Origin of the sequence: Paenibacillus glycanilyticus (assembly GCF_023715145.1) — a bacterium.
GTDB lineage: Bacteria > Bacillota > Bacilli > Paenibacillales > Paenibacillaceae > Pristimantibacillus > Pristimantibacillus glycanilyticus_A.
The window spans coordinates 108,614-131,439 of record NZ_JAMBNP010000006.1 but is presented as its reverse complement, the minus strand read 5'-3'; the positions used below and the strand labels follow the sequence as shown (position 1 = coordinate 131,439).

At 50.6% G+C, this 22,826-nt stretch carries 20 protein-coding genes and 1 riboswitch; of the genes, 18 read left to right on the top strand and 2 right to left on the bottom strand.

Translation table 11 applies throughout. The features are described from left to right. Positions 1-121 precede the first annotated feature (121 nt). Complete coding sequence (gene corA / locus M3194_RS17950; RefSeq protein WP_251655460.1) at positions 122-1,057, bottom strand: magnesium/cobalt transporter CorA; 936 nt, start codon at positions 1,055-1,057, stop codon at positions 122-124. A gap of 364 nt (positions 1,058-1,421) precedes the next feature. Beyond that, positions 1,422-1,524: riboswitch (SAM riboswitch) on the top strand. A 103-nt stretch (positions 1,525-1,627) separates the two neighbouring features. Here corA and metA point away from each other — a divergent pair. The 10 genes from metA to M3194_RS17905 all read left to right on the top strand — a co-directional run bounded on the left by metA (position 1,628) and on the right by M3194_RS17905 (position 12,467). Beyond that, on the top strand, positions 1,628-2,545 hold the full coding sequence (metA, locus tag M3194_RS17945; RefSeq protein WP_251655459.1) for a homoserine O-acetyltransferase MetA: 918 nt from the start codon (positions 1,628-1,630) through the stop codon (positions 2,543-2,545). Between the two features lie 43 nt (positions 2,546-2,588). Continuing rightward, a complete protein-coding gene (locus M3194_RS17940; protein ID WP_251655458.1) occupies positions 2,589-3,749 on the top strand; it encodes an aminotransferase class I/II-fold pyridoxal phosphate-dependent enzyme in 1,161 nt (386 codons plus the stop codon). A 5-nt stretch (positions 3,750-3,754) separates the two neighbouring features. Further along, complete coding sequence (locus tag M3194_RS17935) at positions 3,755-4,927, top strand: trans-sulfuration enzyme family protein (RefSeq protein ID WP_251655457.1); 1,173 nt, start codon at positions 3,755-3,757, stop codon at positions 4,925-4,927. Between the two features lie 153 nt (positions 4,928-5,080). Continuing rightward, positions 5,081-6,220, top strand: a complete 1,140-nt coding sequence (mqnC, locus tag M3194_RS17930; protein ID WP_251655456.1) for a cyclic dehypoxanthinyl futalosine synthase — start codon at positions 5,081-5,083, stop codon at positions 6,218-6,220. A gap of 147 nt (positions 6,221-6,367) precedes the next feature. Beyond that, positions 6,368-7,384 (top strand): FkbM family methyltransferase, encoded by a 1,017-nt coding sequence (locus M3194_RS17925; RefSeq protein ID WP_251655455.1) that lies wholly within the window; start codon positions 6,368-6,370, stop codon positions 7,382-7,384. Between the two features lie 437 nt (positions 7,385-7,821). After that, the gene (locus M3194_RS17920) at positions 7,822-8,769 is read left to right on the top strand and encodes a putative sporulation protein YtxC (RefSeq protein ID WP_251655454.1); all 948 of its coding nucleotides are present in this window, start codon (positions 7,822-7,824) and stop codon (positions 8,767-8,769) included. 370 nt (positions 8,770-9,139) lie between these two features. Beyond that, positions 9,140-11,077, top strand: a complete 1,938-nt coding sequence (gene thrS / locus M3194_RS17915) for a threonine--tRNA ligase (RefSeq protein WP_251655453.1) — start codon at positions 9,140-9,142, stop codon at positions 11,075-11,077. A gap of 60 nt (positions 11,078-11,137) precedes the next feature. Then, positions 11,138-11,740: a 3D domain-containing protein gene (locus tag M3194_RS17910; protein ID WP_285889353.1), complete on the top strand. Its 603-nt coding sequence runs from the start codon at positions 11,138-11,140 to the stop codon at positions 11,738-11,740. Positions 11,741-11,805: 65 nt separating this feature from the next. After that, a complete protein-coding gene (locus tag M3194_RS31295; protein WP_285889352.1) occupies positions 11,806-11,931 on the top strand; it encodes a hypothetical protein in 126 nt (41 codons plus the stop codon). A 158-nt stretch (positions 11,932-12,089) separates the two neighbouring features. Continuing rightward, positions 12,090-12,467 (top strand): hypothetical protein, encoded by a 378-nt coding sequence (locus M3194_RS17905; RefSeq protein ID WP_251655452.1) that lies wholly within the window; start codon positions 12,090-12,092, stop codon positions 12,465-12,467. A gap of 48 nt (positions 12,468-12,515) precedes the next feature. Here M3194_RS17905 and M3194_RS17900 read toward each other — a convergent pair whose 3' ends face one another. Beyond that, entirely contained in the window at positions 12,516-13,808 is a 1,293-nt protein-coding gene (locus M3194_RS17900; protein ID WP_251655451.1) for an ammonium transporter, read from the bottom strand. 315 nt (positions 13,809-14,123) lie between these two features. Between M3194_RS17900 and liaF the strand changes: the two genes are divergently transcribed. The 8 genes from liaF (at position 14,124) to M3194_RS17860 (ending at position 22,594) form a co-directional block, all read left to right on the top strand. Further along, positions 14,124-15,245, top strand: a complete 1,122-nt coding sequence (gene liaF, locus M3194_RS17895; RefSeq protein WP_251655450.1) for a cell wall-active antibiotics response protein LiaF — start codon at positions 14,124-14,126, stop codon at positions 15,243-15,245. A gap of 6 nt (positions 15,246-15,251) precedes the next feature. Beyond that, on the top strand, positions 15,252-16,298 hold the full coding sequence (locus M3194_RS17890; RefSeq protein WP_251655449.1) for a sensor histidine kinase: 1,047 nt from the start codon (positions 15,252-15,254) through the stop codon (positions 16,296-16,298). Next, on the top strand, positions 16,285-16,950 hold the full coding sequence (locus M3194_RS17885; protein WP_251655448.1) for a response regulator: 666 nt from the start codon (positions 16,285-16,287) through the stop codon (positions 16,948-16,950). Before M3194_RS17890 ends, M3194_RS17885 begins: the two co-directional genes overlap by 14 nt. Before the next feature lie 74 nt (positions 16,951-17,024). Continuing rightward, entirely contained in the window at positions 17,025-17,438 is a 414-nt protein-coding gene (locus tag M3194_RS17880) for a YugN-like family protein (protein ID WP_251655447.1), read from the top strand. Positions 17,439-17,659: 221 nt separating this feature from the next. Further along, a complete protein-coding gene (locus M3194_RS17875; RefSeq protein WP_251655446.1) occupies positions 17,660-19,300 on the top strand; it encodes a S1C family serine protease in 1,641 nt (546 codons plus the stop codon). Between the two features lie 77 nt (positions 19,301-19,377). Further along, the gene (locus M3194_RS17870; RefSeq protein ID WP_251655445.1) at positions 19,378-20,070 is read left to right on the top strand and encodes a response regulator transcription factor; all 693 of its coding nucleotides are present in this window, start codon (positions 19,378-19,380) and stop codon (positions 20,068-20,070) included. Between the two features lie 7 nt (positions 20,071-20,077). Beyond that, positions 20,078-21,598 (top strand): sensor histidine kinase, encoded by a 1,521-nt coding sequence (locus M3194_RS17865; RefSeq protein ID WP_251655444.1) that lies wholly within the window; start codon positions 20,078-20,080, stop codon positions 21,596-21,598. 30 nt (positions 21,599-21,628) lie between these two features. After that, positions 21,629-22,594: a 4-hydroxy-3-methylbut-2-enyl diphosphate reductase gene (locus M3194_RS17860; protein ID WP_251655443.1), complete on the top strand. Its 966-nt coding sequence runs from the start codon at positions 21,629-21,631 to the stop codon at positions 22,592-22,594. Positions 22,595-22,826: the final 232 nt, after the last annotated feature.

Sequence of the window (22,826 nt, the reverse complement as noted above, 5' to 3'; positions counted from 1 at the left end):
AAAACGGGCAACAGCGGCTGAAAGGGAGATTTCCCCCGTCCCCGGAGCACACCGACCCGACCGCCCAAGCCACAAAGCAGACAGCAAAAAAGCCGCCCCAACACCGGGCGGCTCCCCACACTCATAACCATTTTTTCTTCCTAAACACAATCAGCATTCCTGCTCCAAGAGCCATCATAATGCCAAGCAGGATAATCGATCCGCCGCGCACATGCATCCCCGGGATAAAGTCGAAGTTCATTCCGTAAATCCCGGTAATAAAGGTAAGTGGCATGAAGATCGTTGTCATCGCGGTGAACACGCGCATGATTTCGTTCGCCCGGGCGGAGATGCTCGACTGATAGGCTTCTCGTAAGTTCCCCATGAGCTCTCGATACGTATCGAAGGACTCGGCGATTTTTACGGCATTCTCATAAATGTCGCTGAAGTACTTTTGCAGCTGGTCATCGATCAGTTTCAAATCCCGCTTGTTCAGCGTAGCGATGAGATCTTTCTGCGGGCCAAGCACTTTCTTCAGCCACAAAATCTCGCCGCGCAAACCGATGATTTCGTTCAGATGCGATTTTTTTGTGTTCATTAATATATCTTCTTCCAGCATCTCGATCCGATTGTCGATCCGGTCGCCTACAAGGAAGTAATTGTCGACTACAATGTCGACGAGATGGTATAAGAAGTAGTCCGGCCGGTTAACTTCCTGCTCCCACAGAATAGGCTTCAAGCTGCGCAGCTCGTTCAGCTTCTGCTTCGTAATGGTAATAATATAATGACGGCCCAGAAAAATGTTCAGCGCGCGAAGGAAAATCTCCTCGTCATCAAACCGGATACTGTTAATAACAATAAAATATTGGTTTTCATAAATTTCAAGCTTAGGGCGCTGCTCCTCTTCGCTCAGGCAGTCTTCGACGGCCAGATCATGCATGCCAAACAGCGGCTGCAGAATGGCAAGATCCTCAACGTCGGCATCAATCCAATAGAAGCCTTCCGCGGCGGGAACAAGCGTCTCGTTAATGTCTTCGATCGGGGTAAATAACCCGTTGTTTACATGACGAATTTTCATCCGAGCTTCTCCTCTCTTGTACCGGAGGCTGCCGGATGAACGTGCAAGAAAACGGACTTAAAGCGCAAACGCCCGCTTGAGCAACTGTAGATCCGGCAGCAGCCGTATTCGATTGTTGTCAGGCTTAGGTCGGTCGCCTTCCATGTCTTTTTGCACTCCTTTACCCTTTATTCTTTATGAAAAATCGGCTTTTAATCCTTGTCTAGTATACTCCCGCTTATGCTTTACATACAAGCGGAAAAATGGGCCGACTGCCCTTCGTGATAGCCTTCTACAGCATATGTCAACAACGTCCTTGACGCGAATGACAGAATCCATTAAAGTTAAGAATAGAATTGGTATTCAACAACCGAATAGAACCACTTTCTTATCAAGAGCAGGCGGAGGGACTAGCCCGATGAAGCCCGGCAACCGGCGTAAGCACGGTGCTAATTCTTGCGGAAACTTTAGTTTCTGAGAGATGAGGGAGGCGAGAGCTCTTTTTTTGACGAGCGCACGACCTTTTCTCACGGCAGAAAGGGTCTTTTTTGCGTTGAGAAGGCCGATATCGAAGAAAAGGAGTGAATCGCAATGCCGATTAAAGTACCTGATTCCCTGCCAGCCAAAGAGATTTTGAACAATGAGAACATTTTTGTTATGGATGAAAGCACCGCTTTCCACCAAGACATCCGTCCATTACGCATCGCCATATTGAACCTGATGCCTACGAAGGAAACGACCGAAACGCAGCTTCTCCGCCTGATTGGCAATACGCCGCTGCAGGTTGAGATTGTGCTGCTGCATCCAAAGACGCATACGTCCAAGAACACATCGCACGAGCATCTCGAATCCTTTTACAAAACATTCGAAGATATCAAGGATCAGTACTATGACGGTCTTGTCATTACGGGCGCTCCGGTCGAGCATCTGAACTTCGAAGACGTGAATTATTGGGAAGAGCTGAAGGATATTATGGATTGGAGCAGACGTCAGGTTACGTCGACCTTCCATATTTGTTGGGCCTCGCAGGCAGGCCTGTACCATCACTACGGCGTTCCGAAATATGAGCTGGACAAGAAGATTTTTGGCGTGTTCCCGCACACGACCGAGAAACAAAACGTTAATTTGCTCCGCGGCTTTGACGAAATGTTCTTTGTTCCGCAATCCCGCCATACCGAGGTTCGCCGCGAGGATATTGAGAATATCGGCGATCTGGATATTTTGTCCGAATCCGAAGAATCCGGCGTATATATTGTAGCTTCCAAAGACGGCAGGCAAATTTTCGTCAGCGGTCATTCAGAATACGATCCGCTGTCGCTGAAATACGAATATGACCGAGATAAAGCAAAAGGGATGGATATTGCCCTTCCGAAGAACTATTTCCCGGGAGATAATCCGGAAAAACTCCCTTATTCGACATGGCGTTCCCATGCGAACTTGCTGTTCTCGAATTGGTTGAACTATTATGTATACCAACAAACGCCTTATGATTTGGGTGCAGGTATCTAGAATAAATATCTACTATCGAAGACGAAGGAGACGGACGAATTTTATGAAAATTGAAAGTCATCTTGCGCATATCGGTTCCGAGAAGGAGCCAGTTACGGGTGCGATCAGCTTCCCGATTTATCAGGCAACAGCGTTCCGCCATCCTCAGCTTGGCCAAAGCACCGGTTTTGATTATGCCCGTACCAAAAGCCCGACACGCACTGTGCTGGAAGAAGCGGCCGCTCAGCTCGAATCCGGTGATGCAGGGTTTGCCTGTAGCTCCGGTATGGCCGCTCTGACAACGATCTTCGCTTTGTTTGGCCAAGGCGATCACTTGATCGTATCGCTTGATTTGTATGGCGGCACATACCGTTTGCTTGAAAAAATCATGACCAGATACGGCGTTACGGCTTCCTATGTCGATACAAACGATCTTGACGGCATGTCCGAGCTGCTCCAGCCGAACACGAAGGCCGTTATCATCGAGACGCCGACGAATCCGCTGATGATGATCACTGACCTGGAGCGGGTATCCGCTTGGGCGAAGTCCAAAGGTCTCCTTACCATTGTAGATAATACGCTGCTTACCCCGTTCTTCCAGCGTCCAATTGAGCTTGGCGCAGACATCGTTGTACACAGCGCGACCAAATATTTGGGCGGTCATAACGACGTCCTTGCCGGCCTTATCGTAACGAAAGGCAAAGAGTTGTCCGAGCAGATGGCGTTCCTGCATAACTCTCTTGGCGCTGTCCTTGGACCGCAGGATTCCTGGCTCTTGATGCGCGGCATGAAGACGCTGGCGCTTCGGATGGAACGCCATCAATTTAACGCAACAGCGATTGCGAATTACTTGATGGAGCATGAGGCTATCGAGGATGTTTATTATCCTGCGCTTCCTCATCATCCCGGCCATGACGTGCAAAATAGACAGTCCTCGGGCAACACGGGCATTTTCTCCTTCCGTTTGAAGGATGCCCGTTATGTGGAACCGATCCTTCGCCATATCAAACTGATCGCATTCGCGGAGAGCCTTGGCGGCGTGGAATCGCTAATGACTTACCCGGCTGTTCAGACACATGCGGATATTCCGGTGGAAATCCGTCAAAAAATCGGCGTTGACGACCGTCTTCTTCGTTTCTCCGTTGGGATTGAGCATGCAGATGATTTGATTGCGGACCTCGAGCAGGCATTGGCTGCAGCAAAACGAGAGATCGAGGAGGCTTAAACGCAATGAGTGAACGTCATAATATTGAGAAAATCGCAGCCCGCAACTTTGCGACAAAGCTGTTGCATTTCGGTGCCGAGATTGATGAACAGACAGGTGCCTCGAGCGCGCCGATTTTCCAAGCGTCAACCTTCCATCAGGCTGATATTTCGAATCCGCCGCATCATGATTACAGCCGTTCCGGCAACCCGACGCGTGAAGCGCTTGAGAATTATATCGCTTTGCTTGAAGGCGGTACGCGCGGTTTTGCGTTTGCATCCGGCATGGCGGCGATCTCGACGGCGTTTATGCTGCTGTCTTCAGGCGACCATGTCATCGTGACGGAGGATGTGTACGGCGGTACATACCGTCTGCTTACCGCGGTTCTGACCCGATTCAATATTGAAACGACTTTTGTTGATATGACGGATTTTGATCAGGTGCAATCGGCTTTGAAGCCCAATACGAAAGCGATCTTTATGGAGACGCCTTCCAATCCGACGCTCAAAATCACGGACATCGCGCTTGTATCGGGCTGGGCCAAAGAAAAAGGTCTCCTGACGATGCTCGACAATACGTTTATGACCCCTTACCATCAACGTCCGTTTGAGCTTGGCGTAGATATCGTGCTGCACAGCGCTACGAAGTTCCTGAGCGGCCATAGCGACGTGCTGGCTGGACTGGCCGTAACCAACGATGAAGCGCTAGGACGCCGCTTGTATCAGCTGCAGAACGGTCTTGGCGCGGTTCTGAGCGCTCACGAAAGCTGGCTTCTCATGCGCGGCATGAAGACGCTGCAAGCCCGCATGGAGCACAGCGAGCGCAGCGCCCGCAGGCTGGCGGAATGGCTGTCGGAGCATCCGGAGGTAACAAGAGTGTTTTACCCTGGTCTTGAGGATCATCCGGGCCGTGAGATTCACGAGAAGCAATCGAAGGGCTACGGAGCTGTCGTATCCTTCGACGTAGGCAGCGGCGAGCGCGCCGCATCGCTTCTGAGCCGCGTTCAGCTGCCGCTGGTTGCGGTCAGCCTTGGAGCGGTGGAAAGCATTTTATCCTACCCGGCCAAAATGTCGCATGCGGCAATGCCAAGAGATGTCCGTTATGAGCGCGGAATTACGGACGGACTCGTTCGTTACTCCGTTGGCCTTGAGGATATTGAGGATCTGATTGCCGATTTGGATGCTGCCCTGCGCGGATAGTTTTCGTTCAAATTAAGCGAAAAATGCGGCTGTCGCTTGCGACAGGCCGTGTTTTTTCGTTTTTCCGTAACATACGAAAGATGACGGACAAGAACGAGATATGATAGGATTAATTGATAGCTATTAAGAACGGAAAGATAAGGAGGTCTTGCGATGTCTACGTTGGACCAGATTTTGGATAAGGCGCTGCTTGGCGAACGGATTACGTTCGACGAATGCGTAACGCTGCTTGAATCCGATGAAATTGAAAAAATGGGCGAGGTTGCGAATCAGCTTATGCTCAGACGCCATCCAGAACCGATTACGACATTTGTCGTAGGCCGGAACGTCAACTATACGAATATTTGCGATGTGTATTGCCGGTTCTGCGCATTCTATCGCGCGCCGGGCTCGAATGAGGGCTACGTCCTCTCGAACGAAACGATACTTAATAAAATCCAGGAAACCATGGATGTAGGCGGTACGGAAATTCTGATGCAGGGCGGCACTAACCCGAACCTGCCATTCTCCTACTACACGGACCTTCTTCGCGAGATTAAGCAGCATTTCCCGGACATTACGATGCATTCCTTCTCGCCTGCCGAGATTCAGAAGATGAAGGAAGTATCGGAAGGCTTGTCGCTTGACGAGGTTATCCGCCAGCTGCATGAGGCCGGCCTTGATTCCTTGCCCGGCGGCGGCGCCGAAATTCTGGATGACCGTACCCGCCGCAAAATCAGCCGTTTGAAGGGCTCCTGGACCGATTGGATGGACGTTATGAAATCCGCCCACCGTCATGGGATGAACACGACGGCAACGATGGTGTACGGCTTTGGCGAAACTGCCGAAGAGCGTGCGCTTCACTTGCTTCGCATCCGCGATGCGCAGGATGAATGCATCGAGAACGGATATGATTCGAAGGGCTTTCTCGCTTTCATATGCTGGCCTTTCCAACCGGACAATACGAACATGAAGAAAGTCGAGAAGTCGAAGCCGGAGGAATATCTGAAGATGGTTGCGGTCAGCCGCATCATGCTCGACAATATCGATAACTTCCAGTCTTCCTGGGTTACGATGGGTCCGGATATCGGCAAACAGTCGCTTTCGTACGGCTGTAACGACTTCGGCAGCACCATGATCGAGGAGAACGTGGTATCGGCTGCAGGCACGACTCATAAAGTAAACATTGAACTTATTCTTCAGCTTATCCGCGAGTCCGGCAAAATCCCGGCGCAGCGCGACACGAAGTACAATACAATCAAGATGTACGACGATCATGAGCATGCTGCAAAAGACTTCGTTATGCAGAACTAAATCAGTTAATCAAGCATCCGGTCCCGGTTTATGGGGCTGGATGTTTTTTTATTGGGATTGGAGAGCTTGAGGGCTACTAAACGGACCTGGTGTTACATATTCTTTTTCAGAAACAAGCAAGCCTAATGGAGAAGGATGTGTAGAAGGATGGACCAGCAGAAACTGATTGCCGCCATCAAGCGGATGGAAGAAAGGCTGCACCGCAGCGATGTCCATATGAGGGAAGAGATAACCGGTCCTATACTTGATGCCATATTTGATGAGAATACGATTCTAAGGAAGGAGATTGAAGGAGGACTAACCTTTGATTTCTATTACCGGACTAAGATTGCGCGGGATTTTTGGCTCGCGGAGCCGGACCTTCCCGATCATGTATGGGAGCCTCAGACGACCAAGCTGCTGACGATATTGGCAAGACAGGCGAAGGATGTGTTGATTGGCGGGGCGTACTTTGGCGATCAGGCGCTTATCGTTGCGAAGCAAATTCTGCCGCAGGATGGAACCGTACACTGTTTCGAGCCGAACAAAGCCCAGTTCCATATGCTGCAGCATAATGCCGAAAGGAATGGGCTTGGCAATGTGAAAGCATGGCGCCTCGGCTTATGGAAAAACGAAGAGGGCAAGATGAAGCTGATCGGAGAGGATTCTTTTGCCCATGCGGAGCTGGTGTCGGAACAAATGGAGGAGGATTCGGCAGTGTTCTCCACTACCTCCATTGATACTTACGTGAAGGAACAGGGAATCGGCAAGCTTGATCTGATTCTCCTCGATATTGAGGGTCTGGAGCAGACGGTTCTTCAAGGGGCGGAGAGCCAATTGAATTTGCCGGCGGGAGAGGCGCCTAATATCATCTTCGAGGTACATCGCAATTACGTCGATTGGAGCAATGGTCTCGATCAAAGTGATATCGTCAAATACCTGCAATCCTTCGGGTATCATATCTTCGCTCTGCGTGATTACAACTCCAACGTAGCTATGACCGGCAAACCGGTCGAGATTATTCCTCCAGACCGCGTTTATCTGGAAGGCCCTCCTCACGGCTTCAATATGATTGCGGTTAAAAATCTTTCCGCCTTGGATGACCCTCAAATCAAAATCTGCTACGATGTCAGTCCCAAGCTCCTGACCCATAAAAAAATCTATCTTCATCAGCCGACGGAGTAGTGATGGCCACATTCCAAATGGAATACCGGCACTTTCCATTATTTTCGATTTTTCTTGGTTCTGGTTTAGATATACGCTGTCCGAGGAAATCGGGCATCACAATACGACTCCCAAACCAAGATTGGGGAGTCGTTTTATTGCGACACTTGCTAGGAGCGGAGCAAAAGTAACGTACTGGAGAAGCAAGTTTATGCTTTCGAAGCAGCTTTCTTTCAGAAAGCTTTTAGCTTTGTTCACCAGATTTCAACCGCTACGCGGTTCCATTCGAAGAAATCCGGGAACAACAGCGATCGGAAGGACGTTACTTTTGCGCAGCGAGATATACCATCGGCAAATATAAGCAAGCCATTTCATCTCCAATCACTCCCACCCACTCCATTCGTATATACCCAACCCCCCAGCCATATACTTATAAGGGGAATGAAAGGGGTGAGCTCATGGAGCTGTTTACCGTAACGCTGCCTTCGAACATGGAGCAATCGGCTGCCCAATTAGCGGCGTTGATGACGGACTACACAACCAACGATCTACATATCGCACACATCGAGGGAGACGCCATACAGTACACGCTGCTGTCCGAGAGGGAAATTAGCTGCGAAGCGATCCTGCCGTATTTTCAACTGGCTGACCATAGCCAATCGGTGTATCAAGCGGCATCCAAAGCCCTTGCAGAATTCATCGTAACCGATATGGAACCGCTCATTCTGGCAGCCATCATTCGGAGAAAATACAGGAATAACCACGCAATCGATGCACCTGTCATCGAAAAATATTGCCACGAGCTGCTGCACGGTACGGAATGGGATGGCCTGGGGACAAGATTTCTGGATGCGGACCGGCAGCGCCGAAAAACGAAGGTTGCCGATGAGATTGACCGTTATTTGCAGGAGAATTCGGTCTTGAATCTGGGAGGCTTAACGTCATTCCGACTGCAGCCATACCGGACGGAATTGGCCGAGATCGTGGATTACGCTTTGGACGAATATGTATTGGATAAACAATACCAGGAGTTTATATCGCTGTTGAAATATTTTGTAGGCTTGCAAGAATCCAAAGTGCCGATTGTCCATCTTGTGCACAAAGGAAGCCATGAGTTTGTCCTGTTCAATGAGAAATTTCAGCCTTTTGAACCGAAGCCCCACTCGGACAAGTTAGTGGCCGAGATGCTGGAGACCGAGATGAATATTGAAGATATGGTCATCAGCTCGCTTATTGCTGTCTCGCCGAAGCATATTATGATCCATACCAGGCAGGATGATATGCAGGTCATCCGGACAATCGAAACGATTTTTGACAACCGCGTTTCGATCTGCACGCAATGTCCGGCCTGCAGCCCGTGCTTTGAAGGCAACGGCACCATTCAGCCCGACAGCCGCATCTATTGACCAATTGGGGTCAAAGCGGCTATAATATTGCACATAACTATTTGAACAGCAATGACAAAGACATGTATTTGCCGGTAATGTCGGCCCAGAGAGAGGAAACTTGGCTGTAATTTCCTTCAAGACATTCGCAGATATACCCCTTTGTAGCTGTGCGGTTGAACGTGGCCAACCAGGTCATTACTAAGCTGCACCGGATGTCTCCGTTATCGGATCAATACAAGGATTGCTGATGCTAACTGTGATACGGTCTACATGCAGCGGTCGAAGTAGGGTGGAACCACGGGTATTCAAGCACTCGTCCCTTTGCGGGATGCGTGCTTTTTTTGCGTTCATCCCGCCTGCTATGCCAACTTTCTCAGGAGGGAAATCAATGTCTATCAAAGTTACTTTTCCAGACGGCGCGATTCGGGAGTACGCGGCTGGAACAACAATTGAAGAAGTAGCGGGTTCGATCAGCCCGGGTCTTCGCAAGAATGCAATCGCGGGTAAAATCAATGGCAAAGTCGTTGACGTATACGCGCCAATCGAATCCGATTCCGCAATCGAGATCGTTACCGTGGATTCGGCTGACGGCCTTGAGGTATACCGCCACAGTACAGCCCATCTGATGGCTCAAGCTATTAAACGCCTGTACGGCAATGCGAACGTCAAGCTGGGTATCGGTCCGGTTATCGAGGACGGCTTCTATTATGATATTGATATGGACCAATCGCTGACTCCGGAAGACTTGACTAAGATCGAGAAAGAAATGCAGCGTATCATTAACGAGAACCTCGACATTCGCCGCCGTGTGGTCAGCCGCGATGAGGCTCTTGCGATCTTCACCGAGCTGGACGACAACCTGAAGCTTGAGCTGATTCGCGATCTGCCGGAGGATTCCGTTATTACGATGTATGACCAAGGCGAGTTCTTTGACCTCTGCCGCGGGCCGCATCTGCCGTCCACCGGCCGCATCAAAGCATTTAAGCTGCTTAGCGTGGCGGGAGCTTACTGGCGCGGCGATTCCAAGAACAAGATGCTTCAGCGCATTTACGGAACTGCTTTTGCGAAGAAAGCAGAACTGGACGAGCATCTTCACTTCCTGGAAGAAGCGAAGAAGCGTGACCACCGCAAACTGGGCAAGGAGCTGAAAATGTTCACGTTCTCCCGCGAGGTTGGCCAAGGTCTGCCGCTCTGGCTGCCGAACGGCGCGAAGGTTCGCCGTACGCTCGAGCGTTATATCGTTGACATGGAAGAACGTCTCGGTTACGAGCATGTGTATACACCGGTTCTGGCCAACGTGGAGCTGTACAAAATCTCCGGTCACTGGGAGCATTACAGCGAGGACATGTTCCCGCTGATGGCGCTCGATAACGAAGAGCTTGTTCTTCGTCCCATGAACTGCCCGCATCACATGATGGTATATAAGAGCGATATGAGAAGCTACCGCGATCTTCCGGTCCGCATCGCCGAGATGGGTACCATGCACCGTTACGAGATGTCCGGCGCTTTGACTGGCCTGCACCGCGTACGCGCGATGACGCTGAATGACGCTCATATCTTCTGCCGTCCGGATCAGATCAAGGAAGAGTTCGCGCGCGTAGTGAACCTGATCCGCAAAGTATATGAAGATTTCGGCATTAAGGAATACCGTTTCCGCCTGTCGTACCGCGATCCGCAGGATACCGAGAAATACTTCCAGAATGACGAGATGTGGGAAATGTCTCAGCGCATGCTTCGCGAGGTAGTCGAGGAGCTTGAGCTGCCATTCTTCGAGGCAGAAGGAGAAGCCGCGTTCTACGGTCCGAAGCTCGACGTTCAGATCAAGACAGCGCTAGGCAAGGAAGAGACTTTGTCGACGGCGCAGCTCGACTTCCTGCTGCCTGACCGCTTCGAGCTCGAGTATATCGGCGAAGACGGCAAGAAGCATCGTCCGGTCGTTATCCATCGCGGCATCATCAGCACAATGGAACGGATGACGGCCTTCCTGCTTGAGAATTTCGCGGGCGCATTGCCGCTCTGGCTGTCGCCGGTTCAAGCGAAGGTTATTCCGGTATCGACAGCTTACGAGGCTTATGCTCGTGAAGTAGAAGAAAAGCTTAAGCTGGCTGGCGTGCGTGTGGAGAGTGACCTGCGTAACGAGAAGCTGGGTTACAAGATCCGCGAAGCACAGCTGGAGAAGCTGCCATACATGCTTGTTGTAGGCGAGAATGAGGCGCAGTCCGGCTCCGTATCAGTGCGTAAGCGCGGCGAAGGCGATATCGGCGCTAAGCCTGTAGCAGAGCTGGTTGAACTGCTGCAAAACGAAATCGCAACAAAAACAATCTAAGTCTCATGCATAAAGCTTGGACCGTTTGGGAAATATTCTTCTGAGGAGGAAGCTGCCCAAATGGTCACAAGCTTTTTTACTTGCAAAAAAACAATTTCAAGCCTATCGATAGCAGTCATGCTGACAGGAGGATTTACAACTCCAAGCCTTGCAGCAACGCCTGCGGTTAAGCATGAAATTCATGAAGCACCCAAGAAGAATAAGAACGGCAAGGAAACAACACCTGCAGCAGTAGAAGCGATTGCGCAGCAGGCGTTATCAACCGTACAGGTCGTAGCTACCGGCTATACGGCAGGTTATGAATCAACCGGCAAACGTCCGGGGCATCCGCAATACGGGATCACTTATTCGGGGGTAAAAGTCAGAAGGGGACAAGTATCGACCGTAGCGGCAGATACAAAGCTCTTCCCGATTGGTACACTGCTCTATATTCCGGGTTATGGCTACGGCGTTGTAGCCGATACCGGATCGGCTATTAAAGGCCATAAGCTCGATTTATACTTTGAGACGATAAAAGACGTATATAAGCAGTGGGGAAAACGGACGGTTGCTGTACAGGTGCTTCGCAAAGGCAACGGCAAGCTGTCGCAGAGCTGGCTGAACCAGATAAACCGGGCTGTGGAAGCGGGAAAACCGATCCCGCAGACGTATCTGGAATCGTAATGCGCATCTGAATAAGAAGCCTTCACACAGCCATACTAAGGTTGGACGGGGAGGTGAATACTACAATGGCTAAGAACAAAAACAACAAAGCGCAAAACAACAAGTTCAACGCAGAATTCGCTGAAGAGTTCAACCAAAACGCGGCAGCTGGCAAAGCTGCTAACCAAGCGACTCAAAAAGCGCAGAAGTAATTACTTAAACGAATCAACAGAGGAACCGGTACGGGTTCCTCTTTTTTTCTTTGTGCCAAATTTTCTAATGTTACATAAATTGAGTTTTCAAGAGCGTATCTTTGTTGTATGATAGTGTATGTAATAAATAATCACGCAATGAAGACAGGTGAGCTGACATGACTGATCCAATTATCCATACGAATCATTCTGCATCCCATCATCGCAAAGCAGCGGAAGTGCTGCCTTTTATCGATGCATACGTGGCGAAGAAAGAGCAGGAAATCGCAGAAATCGAGCAAATGGTTGAACGATATGAGAAGCGGCGTCTGAAGGAAGAACGGGCTTATCAGTCCATGTCCACGTTGCGTCGATTATTGTCCGGGCGGAAGCCGGATCATCATCTGGCAGTTGAATACATTCATTTCGTTAAGAAACCAATGGAGCAAGTACGCGCTCTTCGTCAAGAGATTGAGCATGCCAGATCCATTCAAGTATTGTCGCCAACCGATATTGTAACCGTCTCTGGAGATTTGGTTAATGAACTATATCGATAATCATACTTATATATAAAAGGCGTTCCCCCTCAGGAGGAACGCCTTTTATTATTTTCTAGTGATATGGTCTACGTCGATGAAATCATTCTCCTGGCTGTAGGCAGGCACGCCGTGGATACCAACATCGAGGCCGATAAGCTCCTCGTCCTTGGATACGCGAACCGGCATGACTTTGCGGATCAGCCATAATACGGCCCAAGTGACGCCAAAGCCCCAAATGACGATCACGACAAGTCCAAGCGCTTGTGCGCCAAGCAGATTCCAGCCGCCGCCGTACAGCAGGCCGTAATAGCCTTGTCCGACACCTTCGGTAAGCTCGGGGATCGCGCAGAGGCCAACAGCCAATGTGCCAATGCTTCCGCTGATGCCGTGCACCGCGAATGCGCCTACCGGGTCATCGATTTGTTTGCGTTCCATGTACTCCGTGACCAGCACCATAGCAATGCCGCAAATTGCGCCAATCCAGATCGCTGCACCGTCGGATACGAAGGCACAGCCGGCTGTGATGCCAACAAGTCCGGCCAGGGAGCCGTTGATGACCATCGGCGGATCCGCCTTCCTGTAACGGAACATCGTAAACAGGATACAGATTGCTCCGCCCGATGCGGCGGACAGCATAGTTGTTACGGCGATATGGCCGATTGCAGCATTGGTTGCGCTTAGTGTACTGCCGGCGTTAAAGCCGAACCAGCCAAACCAGAGGATAAAAGCGCCAACCGAGGCTAGCGGAAGATTAGAAGGTGATACGATGTTCACTTTGCCGTCGGGAGAGAACTTGCCAATCCTCGGGCCGATGAACAAGGTGGCAGCGAGTGCCGCAAATCCGCCTAAGGCGTGAATGGCTGCCGAGCCGGCAAAATCAATCATGCCGAGCTTGCCGAGCCAGCCGTTGACCGCCCATACCCAATGTCCGGACAGCGGGTAGATCAGACCGGTCATCGCGATCGTAAGCAAAATATAAGCCCGGAAATGGATCCGTTCCGCGACGGCTCCGGATACAATAGAGATGACGGCAATAACGAAGGCGCATTGGAACAGCCAATAGGTTTCGTGGGAGATATTCAAACTAATGTGAGATAAGTCCCCGTTAAGCAGAAACCCGGATGAGCCGAACAAGCCGCCGATGTCTTTGCCGTACATGATGGCGAAGCCGAAGAAGTAAAAGACAAGTGCACCAAAAACAATGTCGACAAAAACCTTCATAATAATGCTAACCGCATTCTTCTGCCGGACAAAACCGGCCTCAAGCAGGGCAAACCCGCCTTCCATCAGCAAAATCATTGCTGCTGTCAAGACAACCCAGACGGTATCCAGCCCTCTCGACAGTTCTGCTACATCCATTGATTCAACTCCTGTTGTTCATAGTCTGAATTGATGTAAGGTTTCTCTGTCTCTATGAATCCGCTCACCATTATAAATAGCCAAAGTGAGTAATGTCAACGTATTAACGTGATGTTTTATGACGCATGTTAGCTATTTTTTGTCAAAACAGCCTTTTTTCGTTCAATTTATTGGGAAAGGATCTCACAAAACTCCATCTACTCCGTCTCGAGACCGATGCAAAGTTCAATCGGCCGTCCCTTTATAACCCTTCTTTCATTAGCTATACTAAATAACAATAAGACATTTTGAAGTACTGGCAGGGAGTTGACTAAATTGAATGGAAGCTTTCTAAACCGACTGTTCTCGGGTCTTGTCATCATTTCCGTTGGCGTATTCTTCTTATTGAAACAACTGGGCATGATTGATTACGACATTAGTATTGGCGAGATTATCTCCAATTATTGGCCGGTCGTGCTGCTCTGGATTGGTCTGCATGGATTGCTTGCCGGCCGCCAAGGCCACGGCTCGGGCTGGTGGGCAGGGATGATGATTCTTCTCGGGTTCATATTCCTCGGTCATAATCTGGAGTGGTTCGCATGGTCGTTTGGCGACATCGTTTCTTATGCTTGGCCTATTATCATCATTCTTGTGGGCATTAACTTCTTGCGCCGCCCGCGGCACCGCCACCATGAACCGCCGCAATACGATGATGAATGGAAGTCGTACAATTCTTATTCCGATTACAAAGGCGACATCCCTTCTGCTCCGCCGCTCCATCCGGATCCGACAAAAGCCGGTGAAGAGACAGCGGATCCAGCTCATTCGCATAACCCAAGCCCGGGTGAAACAGGGGCATTCAAAGAACGGACTGCCGGCGGAGAGCCGGAAGCCGACCTTAGAAGAGAGCCGTATCATCATCTCAGGCGGCATCAGAACTTCAAACATGAACTGCGTCATCATATTCATGAGCAGAAGCGCCATATCCGGCAGCACAAGCAGCAGGTGAAGGAGCATATCCGGGAGCATCATCAGCGCTCCAAGCACGGATCCTTCGAATATTGGAATCATGATCCAAGCGCGCAGTCGAGATCGGGCTTTATCGGAGATATTCATATCGGCCAGGATTATTGGGAGCTGAAGCCGCTTAATATCTCCCATTTTATCGGCGATACGATTGTAGATCTGACGAAAGCGCAAATTCCGTTCGGAGAGACGAAGATCTGCATCTCTTCCTTTATAGGAGATGTAAAAGTATATGTGCCTAACGACTTTGAAGTAGGCGTGCAGGTCATCTCGAGCGCCTTTGTTGGCGACGTGAAGATTCTGGGCCAGAAGGAAGGCGGAATGTTCAAGAGCATTAATATCCATTCGCCTTATTATGAAGAGACGGATAAAAAAATCAAACTCGTCGTCAGCACGTTCATCGGCGATGTTCGCGTTACGAAGGTGGGATAGACGGTTATGATCGTTCGATTGTTCCGCGGCGGCAAATGGCAGCTGCTCACGATGTTCGTAGCTTCTTCGGTAACGGCTCTGCTGCTTGGAATTGCGGTCTGGATAGGGCTGGCAGACGGGGACCATGTACAGACGGAAGTGCGCTATGGCGCAGTCTCCGTCTTTCTGCTTGTCAGCGCGGGTTTCGGTTATTGGACCGGCCAGCATATTCAGAGGCGGATCGATACGCTTCAGCTTGCCCTCAAGCAAGCGGTGAACGGGAACTTTGAGGTCCGGATTACGGAATCCGGCGACTCGTCCTTCTCCGAGCTGTACCGCGAGTTTAACGAGCTTGCCGAGTTAATGGAGGAGAGGATGAAGCGGCTCCAGATGACCGGGGAGGAGCAGGTAATGTCGCAAGCCGCTTCTAATGAAGCTGCCGTTCAGGAAGAGAGAAAGCGGCTTGCCCGGGATTTGCACGATACGGTCAGCCAGCAGCTGTTCGCGATGCATATGTGCGCCTCTTCGCTGCCGAAGCTTCAGGAAATTGACCGGGAGCGTGCCGCTTCCGTATTGGATCAGCTCATTCAAATGTCTACGCTGGCCCAGAAACAGATGAGGATCTTTATTGCCCAGCTTCGGCCGATGGAGCTGGAAGGGCGCACGTTGCTGGAGGCGCTCGATAAATGGTACCCGGATTATTGCCGGCAGAACGGACTGCAGGGCGTGTTCGACTGGCGGCTGACCGAACCGCTCACGGAGGCGAAGGAGCATCAACTGTTCCTGATTGTTCAGGAGGCTATGGCTAACATCGTCAAGCATTCCGGCGCGCAGAACTGTTCGCTTAGCTTGTCGGAGACGGAACGGCAGGTTGTGCTTAGTCTTCAGGATGATGGAACGGGCTTCCGGGCGGACCAGGTAAGGCGCGGTTCTTACGGCTTGTCTACGATGCAGGAGAGAGCCCAGCAGCTGGGCGGTCTGGCTGAAATCATCAGCAAGCCGGGCAGCGGTACAAGAGTAAAGGTGACCATTCCAAAAATATGGCGGGGGAATGAAAACGATGAGCGGGACTGATACGTTAAAAGTAATGATTGTGGATGACCATGATATGGTAAGAACGGGCTTGCGCACGTATTTGATGCTGGAGCCGAAGTTTGAAGTTGTTGCTGAGGCGGGAAGCGGGCAGGCCGCAATCTCCATGTTTGAAGCGGGGATCTCCCCGGGGATGCCGGATGTCATTCTGATGGATCTGATGATGCCGGGCATGGATGGCATTGAGACGACCCGGCAATTGATTGCCAAACATCCAAGTCTGAAGATCATTATGTTAACCAGCTTCCTGGAGGATGACAAAGTGTACGGGGCGATTGAAGCGGGAGCGGTCAGCTATGTCCTGAAGACCGTATCGGCCGAGGAGCTTATTTATGCGCTTCATGGAGCGGTGAAAGGCATGCCGGTTATGACGGCGGATGTCTCTCAAGCGTTAACGAGAGGTTTGCGCCAGCGCACGGCACAATCAGGTGACGAGGAGCTGACGGAACGGGAGAAGGAAGTGCTTCTGCTTATTGCGGAGGGACGTTCCAACAAGGAAATTGGCGAAGAGCTTCATATAAGCGTAAAAACGGTCAAAACCCATGTCAGCAATCTGCTGATGAAATGCGAGCTCGATGACCGGACGCAGCTTGCGGTTCTGGCCCATCGCAAAGGCTGGGTAAAAAACACATAAAAGACAGTCTGGCAGGACATATTATCCTTTAGCGGTTAATCAAGCAAGAGATGCCAAAGGAGAGCTGAACTGTCATGATTCCAATCTCGTCTTCCCTGGAAGCCCGTCAGCAAGCATTTACCGATTCCAGGGATTGGCTGCAGCAGCATCAATTCTCGCTCGGGGGCAATTGGGACTATACAAACGGCTCCTTCGACCGGGCGCTCGATGAGGAGAATAAAGTCTGGCTTCGCCTGCCTTTTGAAGTAACCAACGGCAGCGTGGTCGATGTAACGGCAGATACGAATGCCATCATCACGTTTGAAACCCCTTATGTTCTGAGACATGAATATCAGGAAGGCAATGATCCCGAAGCAAGCGCCCGCGTCGTAGGGGCTTTATTTGATCAATTTCAGGCGCCTTCCAATCCCGATGCCCATGTGGATTCCAAGTGGGTTGATAAGGCGAAGGATGTTCTGAAAGAAGTCGAAAAGCTGTTTCCCCAATAGAATATGGCACGCCAAGCTCTCTATTGAAGAATGGAGAGTTTGGTAGAGTAATTGCGAAAAGTGCATAGAAATAACGTCGTCAGACGTTTTTTTTATGTTCGTTTTAATTCATTTTAAGTTTGTTTTAAGGTAGAATGTGCATGATAGGAATACAGGAATTAAGCGCCGATGATTGAAAGATTCGGCTGCTTTAACGGAATAGATCAAGGAGGAGAACGGAAATGGACGATCAGAACAAAAAGTACGACGATTTCTTTCAGAATCGTGCAAACGGTGAAGACAACAATCCGCGCGAAGAGGACAACACGGCATCAGCAGCAGAAGGATCGGAATCTCCGGGGAAAACTTCCTATTATTATTCATACGGGCCTTTCAAATCTTCTGCGCAAGAGGATATCGGAGCATCGGTGCCGTCCCGCTCCAACCCGCAGGATTCATACGCTGCGGCATCCGGCGACGGCGAGCCTGGGCTGGACCAGCAGCAAAGCGTTGAAGTAACGCCGCCGGCGCCGTTACGTCCTTTTACTTACAACCAGCAATCTGCTAAAGGCGGCTGGCAGTCACGCGAACCGCGGAAGAAAAATCCGATCAAAGGGATGTTCGTTTCCTTCCTGGCCGGGGTAGTCGTGGTGGGCGGCCTGATGGGCGGATTAATGTACGCATCGGATACGAATAACTGGTTCACAAGCAATTCCGTATTCTCCTCGAAGCAGGCGGACGGCGGAACGAACGCGGGATCGGGAACAACCGCGGAAGGTTCGGCTAGCGGCAACGGCGGAGCGTCGGTAGCGGCAGCAAGACCGGATAATATTGCGCAGCTGTTCGAGAAAGCAAGCCCGGCCGTTGTAAAGATCGAGACTTACGTGAAGCCGGCATCGCGCGGCGGCAGCAGCGGCAGCGGCAGTATTTTGGATGATCCGTTCTTCCGTCAGTTCTTTGGTGAGGAAGCGCCGGACGCCAATCAGCAGCAGCCAAACAATAACGGCGATGACAGCAGCCTGCAAGCTTCAGGCATTGGTACAGGCTTCTTCTTCGAATCGGATGGTTACATTCTGACGAACCAGCACGTGGTTGCAGACTCCGATAAGATTGAAGTAACGGTACAAGGCTATGATAAGCCTTTTACGGCTGAGCTTCTCGGCTCCAGCTTTGATCTGGACCTTGCGGTACTTAAAGTTACGGGCGACAAAGCGTTCCCTACGCTGCCGCTTGGCAGCTCGGACAACATCAACATTGGCGACTGGGTGGTCGCAATCGGCAACCCATACGGCTTTGACCATACGGTAACCGTAGGCGTGCTGAGTGCGAAAGAGCGTCCTATTGATATTCAAGATACGGACGGCACGCGCGAGTACAAGCATTTGCTTCAAACGGATGCATCCATTAACCCGGGTAACTCCGGCGGTCCGCTTCTGAACGTAAACGGCGAAGTCGTTGGGATTAATACCGCGGTCAGCTCGCAGGCGCAAGGCATCGGCTTTGCGATTCCTACAAGCACCATTAAAGAAGTTCTGGATACGCTGAAAAACAACAAGGAAGTGCCGAAAGAGCCGGTTCCGTTCATCGGCGCAGAGCTTGGCGATGTTACCGATGCGATTGCGAAACAGCTGGGCATGAATAAAGCCCAAGGCTCAATCGTAAGCAACGTTTACTACAACTCTCCGGCATACATTGCCGACCTGAAACAATTTGACGTAATCTTGGGCATCGACGGCAAAACGTATTCCAATACGCAAGCGCTCATCGATGAGATCCAAAAACGCAAAGTAGGCGATAAAGCCGTGCTGAACATCGTCCGCAGAGGCGAGAAGATGGATCTGCAGGTGGAAATCGGCGACCGCAACAAATTTAATGCCGAGTAAGAGATAAAGAAAAGCGCAGAGAAAGCAAGTCTCTGCGCTTTTTTTACAGCAGATAAGATATACAAGGGGAGAATGAAATGAGACAGCACATTATGGTTGTAGATGACGATGAAAAAATCACTTCTTTGCTTAGAAGAAGCCTTGCGTTCGAAGGCTATGAAGTATCGACGGCCAGCAACGGAATGGAGGGCCTGAAGCTGCTCTTAACGGCGGATCCGGACATGCTTATCCTTGACGTGATGATGCCGCAGGTGGATGGCTGGGAGGTCTGCCGACGCGTGCGCGAAGGCGGAAGTACCGTGCCTATTCTGATGCTGACCGCGAAGGATGATATCTCGGACCGGGTAAAAGGGCTGGATGCCGGTGCTGACGATTATTTGATCAAACCGTTTGCGCTGGAGGAGCTGCTCGCGAGAGTCCGGGCTTTGCTGCGCCGCAAATCGGACAAGATGGATGAATCGAGCAGCAACAAGATTGTATTTGATGATCTGGCGCTTGATCTGGATTCCCGTGAAGCGATTCGTTCCGGCAGGAGGATTGAGCTGACGGCGAAGGAATACGATCTGCTGCTCTTATTTATGCAGAATCCGCGCCGGGTGCTTACAAGAGACGCCATTATGGAGAAGATCTGGGGATATGATTTCAGCGGCGAGTCGAACGTGCTTGAGGTGTATATTGCAATGCTTCGTCAAAAGCTGGAGGAAGGCGGGGCCAAGCGTATTATTCAGACTGTGCGCGGAACCGGCTATGTACTGCGGGGAGAGGGTTGATTAGCAGATGACGATCAGGCTTCGTCTGACCTTATGGTTCTCCGGCATCCTTGCGGCAGCGCTAATCGTATTGTGTCTCGCTATTTATTTCTTCGTTAATATGAATACGTACAGCGACATGAAAGATCAGCTCCGCGAACAGGCGCTTGATTATAACGTATTAAAAGTTGAGTACGGCATGAACCAGATGGATCTTAACATTGAGAAAAAATCGCCGTTTGTGGACAAAGATTTTTATTTGCAATTAGTTAACTATAAGGATGGCATTATCAAAGCATCCGGCGCCCTGCAAAGCAACGGGATCAAGTATCCTATTCCTGAAGCGAAGACAGATCCGGACTACGGTTACGTAAAGGCCAACTTAAAGACCAAAGAGGGGGAAGTTCCTTTCCTCATTTATCAGAGGCCGATCTATAACAATACGGCAAACCAGGAATTGATCGGTCTGCTTCAGGTAGGCACCGTTATTGCCAGCGAGGAAAAATATTTGGCGGGTCTTCGCGTCATTCTTATTTTATCCTCGATGATTTGTCTTCTGCTTGCCTTTACTATCGGTTTATTCTTGGCCCGCAAAGCGTTGCAGCCGATTGAACGGGTGATCCGCACGACCGAACAAATTCAGGTTGGTTCCGACCTTAGCGTCCGTATTCCGATCGAAGGGCCAAAGGATGAAATTGGCAGGCTGGTGTACACCCTTAATATTATGCTATCTCGCATTGAAATGGCTTATAACGGACTGGATGAATCTTACAAAGCGCAGCGCCGGTTCGTCTCAGATGCTTCTCACGAACTGCGTACTCCGCTGACCACCATTCGCGGCAATATTGAGCTGCTGCAGCGGATGTGGTCCAAGACGCTGGACCCCGATGAAGCGGGAGATATCGTACTGGCGATTGATACCCAGCGATGGGAGCTGTCTAACGAGGCGATGCAGGATATTTCGGCCGAAGCGCGGCGGATGTCCACTCTGGTTAATGATCTCCTCGCGTTGGCTAGAGCAGATGCCGGTTACGAAATGGAGAAGGCAACGCTGCCCATGCTGCCAATTGTAGAAGAAGTGGGCCGAAGAGCGGGCTTGCTTCCCCGCAACGCGGAATGGCGGATCGGGGATTTGTCTGCCCTCGCCGGTTACCAGGTGTACGGGAACGCCGATTACTTGCAGCAGCTCCTGTTCATCTTTATTGAGAATGCGTTCAAATATACGCCAAGCGGCTGGATTGAGATGAGTGCCGTGCACAAGGACAATCAGCTTGGCATTATTATTAAAGATACGGGAATCGGCATGAATCCGGAGGAGGTTCCGCATATCTTCGACCGGTTCTACCGGGCAGACGAATCACGCGGGAAAACCGTGGGTACCGGGCTTGGTTTGTCCATTGCCAAGTGGATTATCGACGAGCATCGCGGCTCGATTGAGGTGACTACGATGGAGGAAGAAGGGTCCACGTTTGTCATTTGGCTGCCAATAGACTTTTCCCCCCAGCCTGCTTCGATTATAATGGAAGGAACGGATCGAAACGAAGCCTAACTTCGTTATAGAGAAAGCAGGTGTAAGCAGATGGAAATTGTTAAAATATCGCCGCGGGGCTATTGCTATGGCGTAGTAGATGCAATGGTACTCGCCTTGCAAACGGCAAAGAACTTGGACCTTCCGCGTCCAATTTATATTCTTGGCATGATTGTTCATAATGCGCATGTGACGGAAGCTTTCGAGACAGAAGGCGTGATTACGCTGGACGGGGAGAACCGTCTTGAGATTCTGGAGCAGATCGAGAGCGGAACCGTCATCTTCACGGCTCACGGTGTATCGCCCGAGGTGCGCAACCGTGCCCGCGAGAAAGGTCTTACCATCGTGGACGCGACATGTCCGGATGTTACCAAGACGCATGATTTGATTCGGGAGAAGGTTGCCGAGGATTATCATATTATTTATATCGGCAAAAAAGGCCATCCGGAGCCGGAAGGCGCGATTGGCGTAGCGCCTGACCGCGTTCATCTGATCGAGCGCGTCGAGGATATTTCCAAGCTTAACGTGCCTGAGGGCCGTATTATCATTACCAACCAGACTACGATGTCCCAATGGGATATCCGTCATATTATGAGCAAGCTTCTGGAGACGTATCCAAGGGCTGAGATTCATAATGAAATCTGCCTGGCTACGCAAGTGCGCCAGGAAGCCGTAGCGGAGCAAGCTGGACAGGCGCAGCTGTGTATCGTTGTTGGGGATCCGCGCAGCAACAACTCCAACCGCCTGGCTCAAGTATCCCAGGAAATCGCAGGTGTACCCGCGTACCGTGTATCCGACGTGTCGGAGATCAAACAGGAATGGCTGGTGGGCGTCGAGCGAGTAGCCGTAACATCCGGCGCATCGACTCCAACTCCAATTACCAAAGAGGTAATCGCGTATTTGGAGCAATACGACAATGCCATCCCGGAAACGTGGGAGATCAAGCGTACGGTCAACAAAAACAAACTCCTTCCAACGATCCGTACCAAATCGGCTTCCAGCGCAGCTGAAGCTTAATACAACTCAACCCATGATCCTTCTAGGATTCTGGGTTGAGTTTTTTTATTTCGGCTTAGGATACGGAGGATAGATGATCACGTAGTCATTATTGGAGATTCGGCTCATCGGACTCTCTGTTGCGTTTTTTATTGTTTTCTCTTGAAAAGCAAGCTCAGCGACGGAGGAGATCGGTAAGAACATTCACTTCCATAGCGGCCAATCAGCGTGCTTAAGAAAATAATAATTGACG

What these genes read in the sequence shown, in the direction of transcription:
- M3194_RS17940 (WP_251655458.1), top strand. Translation starts at nt 2,589, where the DNA reads ATGAAAATTGAAAGTCATCTTGCGCATATCGGTTCCGAGAAGGAGCCA.
- M3194_RS17905 (WP_251655452.1), top strand. Translation starts at nt 12,090, where the DNA reads ATGACTGATCCAATTATCCATACGAATCATTCTGCATCCCATCATCGC.
- mqnC (WP_251655456.1), top strand. Translation starts at nt 5,081, where the DNA reads ATGTCTACGTTGGACCAGATTTTGGATAAGGCGCTGCTTGGCGAACGG.
- corA (WP_251655460.1), bottom strand. Translation starts at nt 1,057, where the DNA reads ATGAAAATTCGTCATGTAAACAACGGGTTATTTACCCCGATCGAAGAC.
- M3194_RS17870 (WP_251655445.1), top strand. Translation starts at nt 19,378, where the DNA reads ATGAGACAGCACATTATGGTTGTAGATGACGATGAAAAAATCACTTCT.
- M3194_RS17865 (WP_251655444.1), top strand. Translation starts at nt 20,078, where the DNA reads ATGACGATCAGGCTTCGTCTGACCTTATGGTTCTCCGGCATCCTTGCG.
- M3194_RS17880 (WP_251655447.1), top strand. Translation starts at nt 17,025, where the DNA reads ATGATTCCAATCTCGTCTTCCCTGGAAGCCCGTCAGCAAGCATTTACC.
- M3194_RS17875 (WP_251655446.1), top strand. Translation starts at nt 17,660, where the DNA reads ATGGACGATCAGAACAAAAAGTACGACGATTTCTTTCAGAATCGTGCA.
- M3194_RS31295 (WP_285889352.1), top strand. Translation starts at nt 11,806, where the DNA reads ATGGCTAAGAACAAAAACAACAAAGCGCAAAACAACAAGTTCAACGCA.
- thrS (WP_251655453.1), top strand. Translation starts at nt 9,140, where the DNA reads ATGTCTATCAAAGTTACTTTTCCAGACGGCGCGATTCGGGAGTACGCG.
- metA (WP_251655459.1), top strand. Translation starts at nt 1,628, where the DNA reads ATGCCGATTAAAGTACCTGATTCCCTGCCAGCCAAAGAGATTTTGAAC.
- M3194_RS17890 (WP_251655449.1), top strand. Translation starts at nt 15,252, where the DNA reads ATGATCGTTCGATTGTTCCGCGGCGGCAAATGGCAGCTGCTCACGATG.
- M3194_RS17925 (WP_251655455.1), top strand. Translation starts at nt 6,368, where the DNA reads ATGGACCAGCAGAAACTGATTGCCGCCATCAAGCGGATGGAAGAAAGG.
- M3194_RS17935 (WP_251655457.1), top strand. Translation starts at nt 3,755, where the DNA reads ATGAGTGAACGTCATAATATTGAGAAAATCGCAGCCCGCAACTTTGCG.
- M3194_RS17920 (WP_251655454.1), top strand. Translation starts at nt 7,822, where the DNA reads ATGGAGCTGTTTACCGTAACGCTGCCTTCGAACATGGAGCAATCGGCT.
- M3194_RS17910 (WP_285889353.1), top strand. Translation starts at nt 11,138, where the DNA reads ATGGTCACAAGCTTTTTTACTTGCAAAAAAACAATTTCAAGCCTATCG.
- M3194_RS17900 (WP_251655451.1), bottom strand. Translation starts at nt 13,808, where the DNA reads ATGGATGTAGCAGAACTGTCGAGAGGGCTGGATACCGTCTGGGTTGTC.
- M3194_RS17885 (WP_251655448.1), top strand. Translation starts at nt 16,285, where the DNA reads ATGAGCGGGACTGATACGTTAAAAGTAATGATTGTGGATGACCATGAT.
- M3194_RS17860 (WP_251655443.1), top strand. Translation starts at nt 21,629, where the DNA reads ATGGAAATTGTTAAAATATCGCCGCGGGGCTATTGCTATGGCGTAGTA.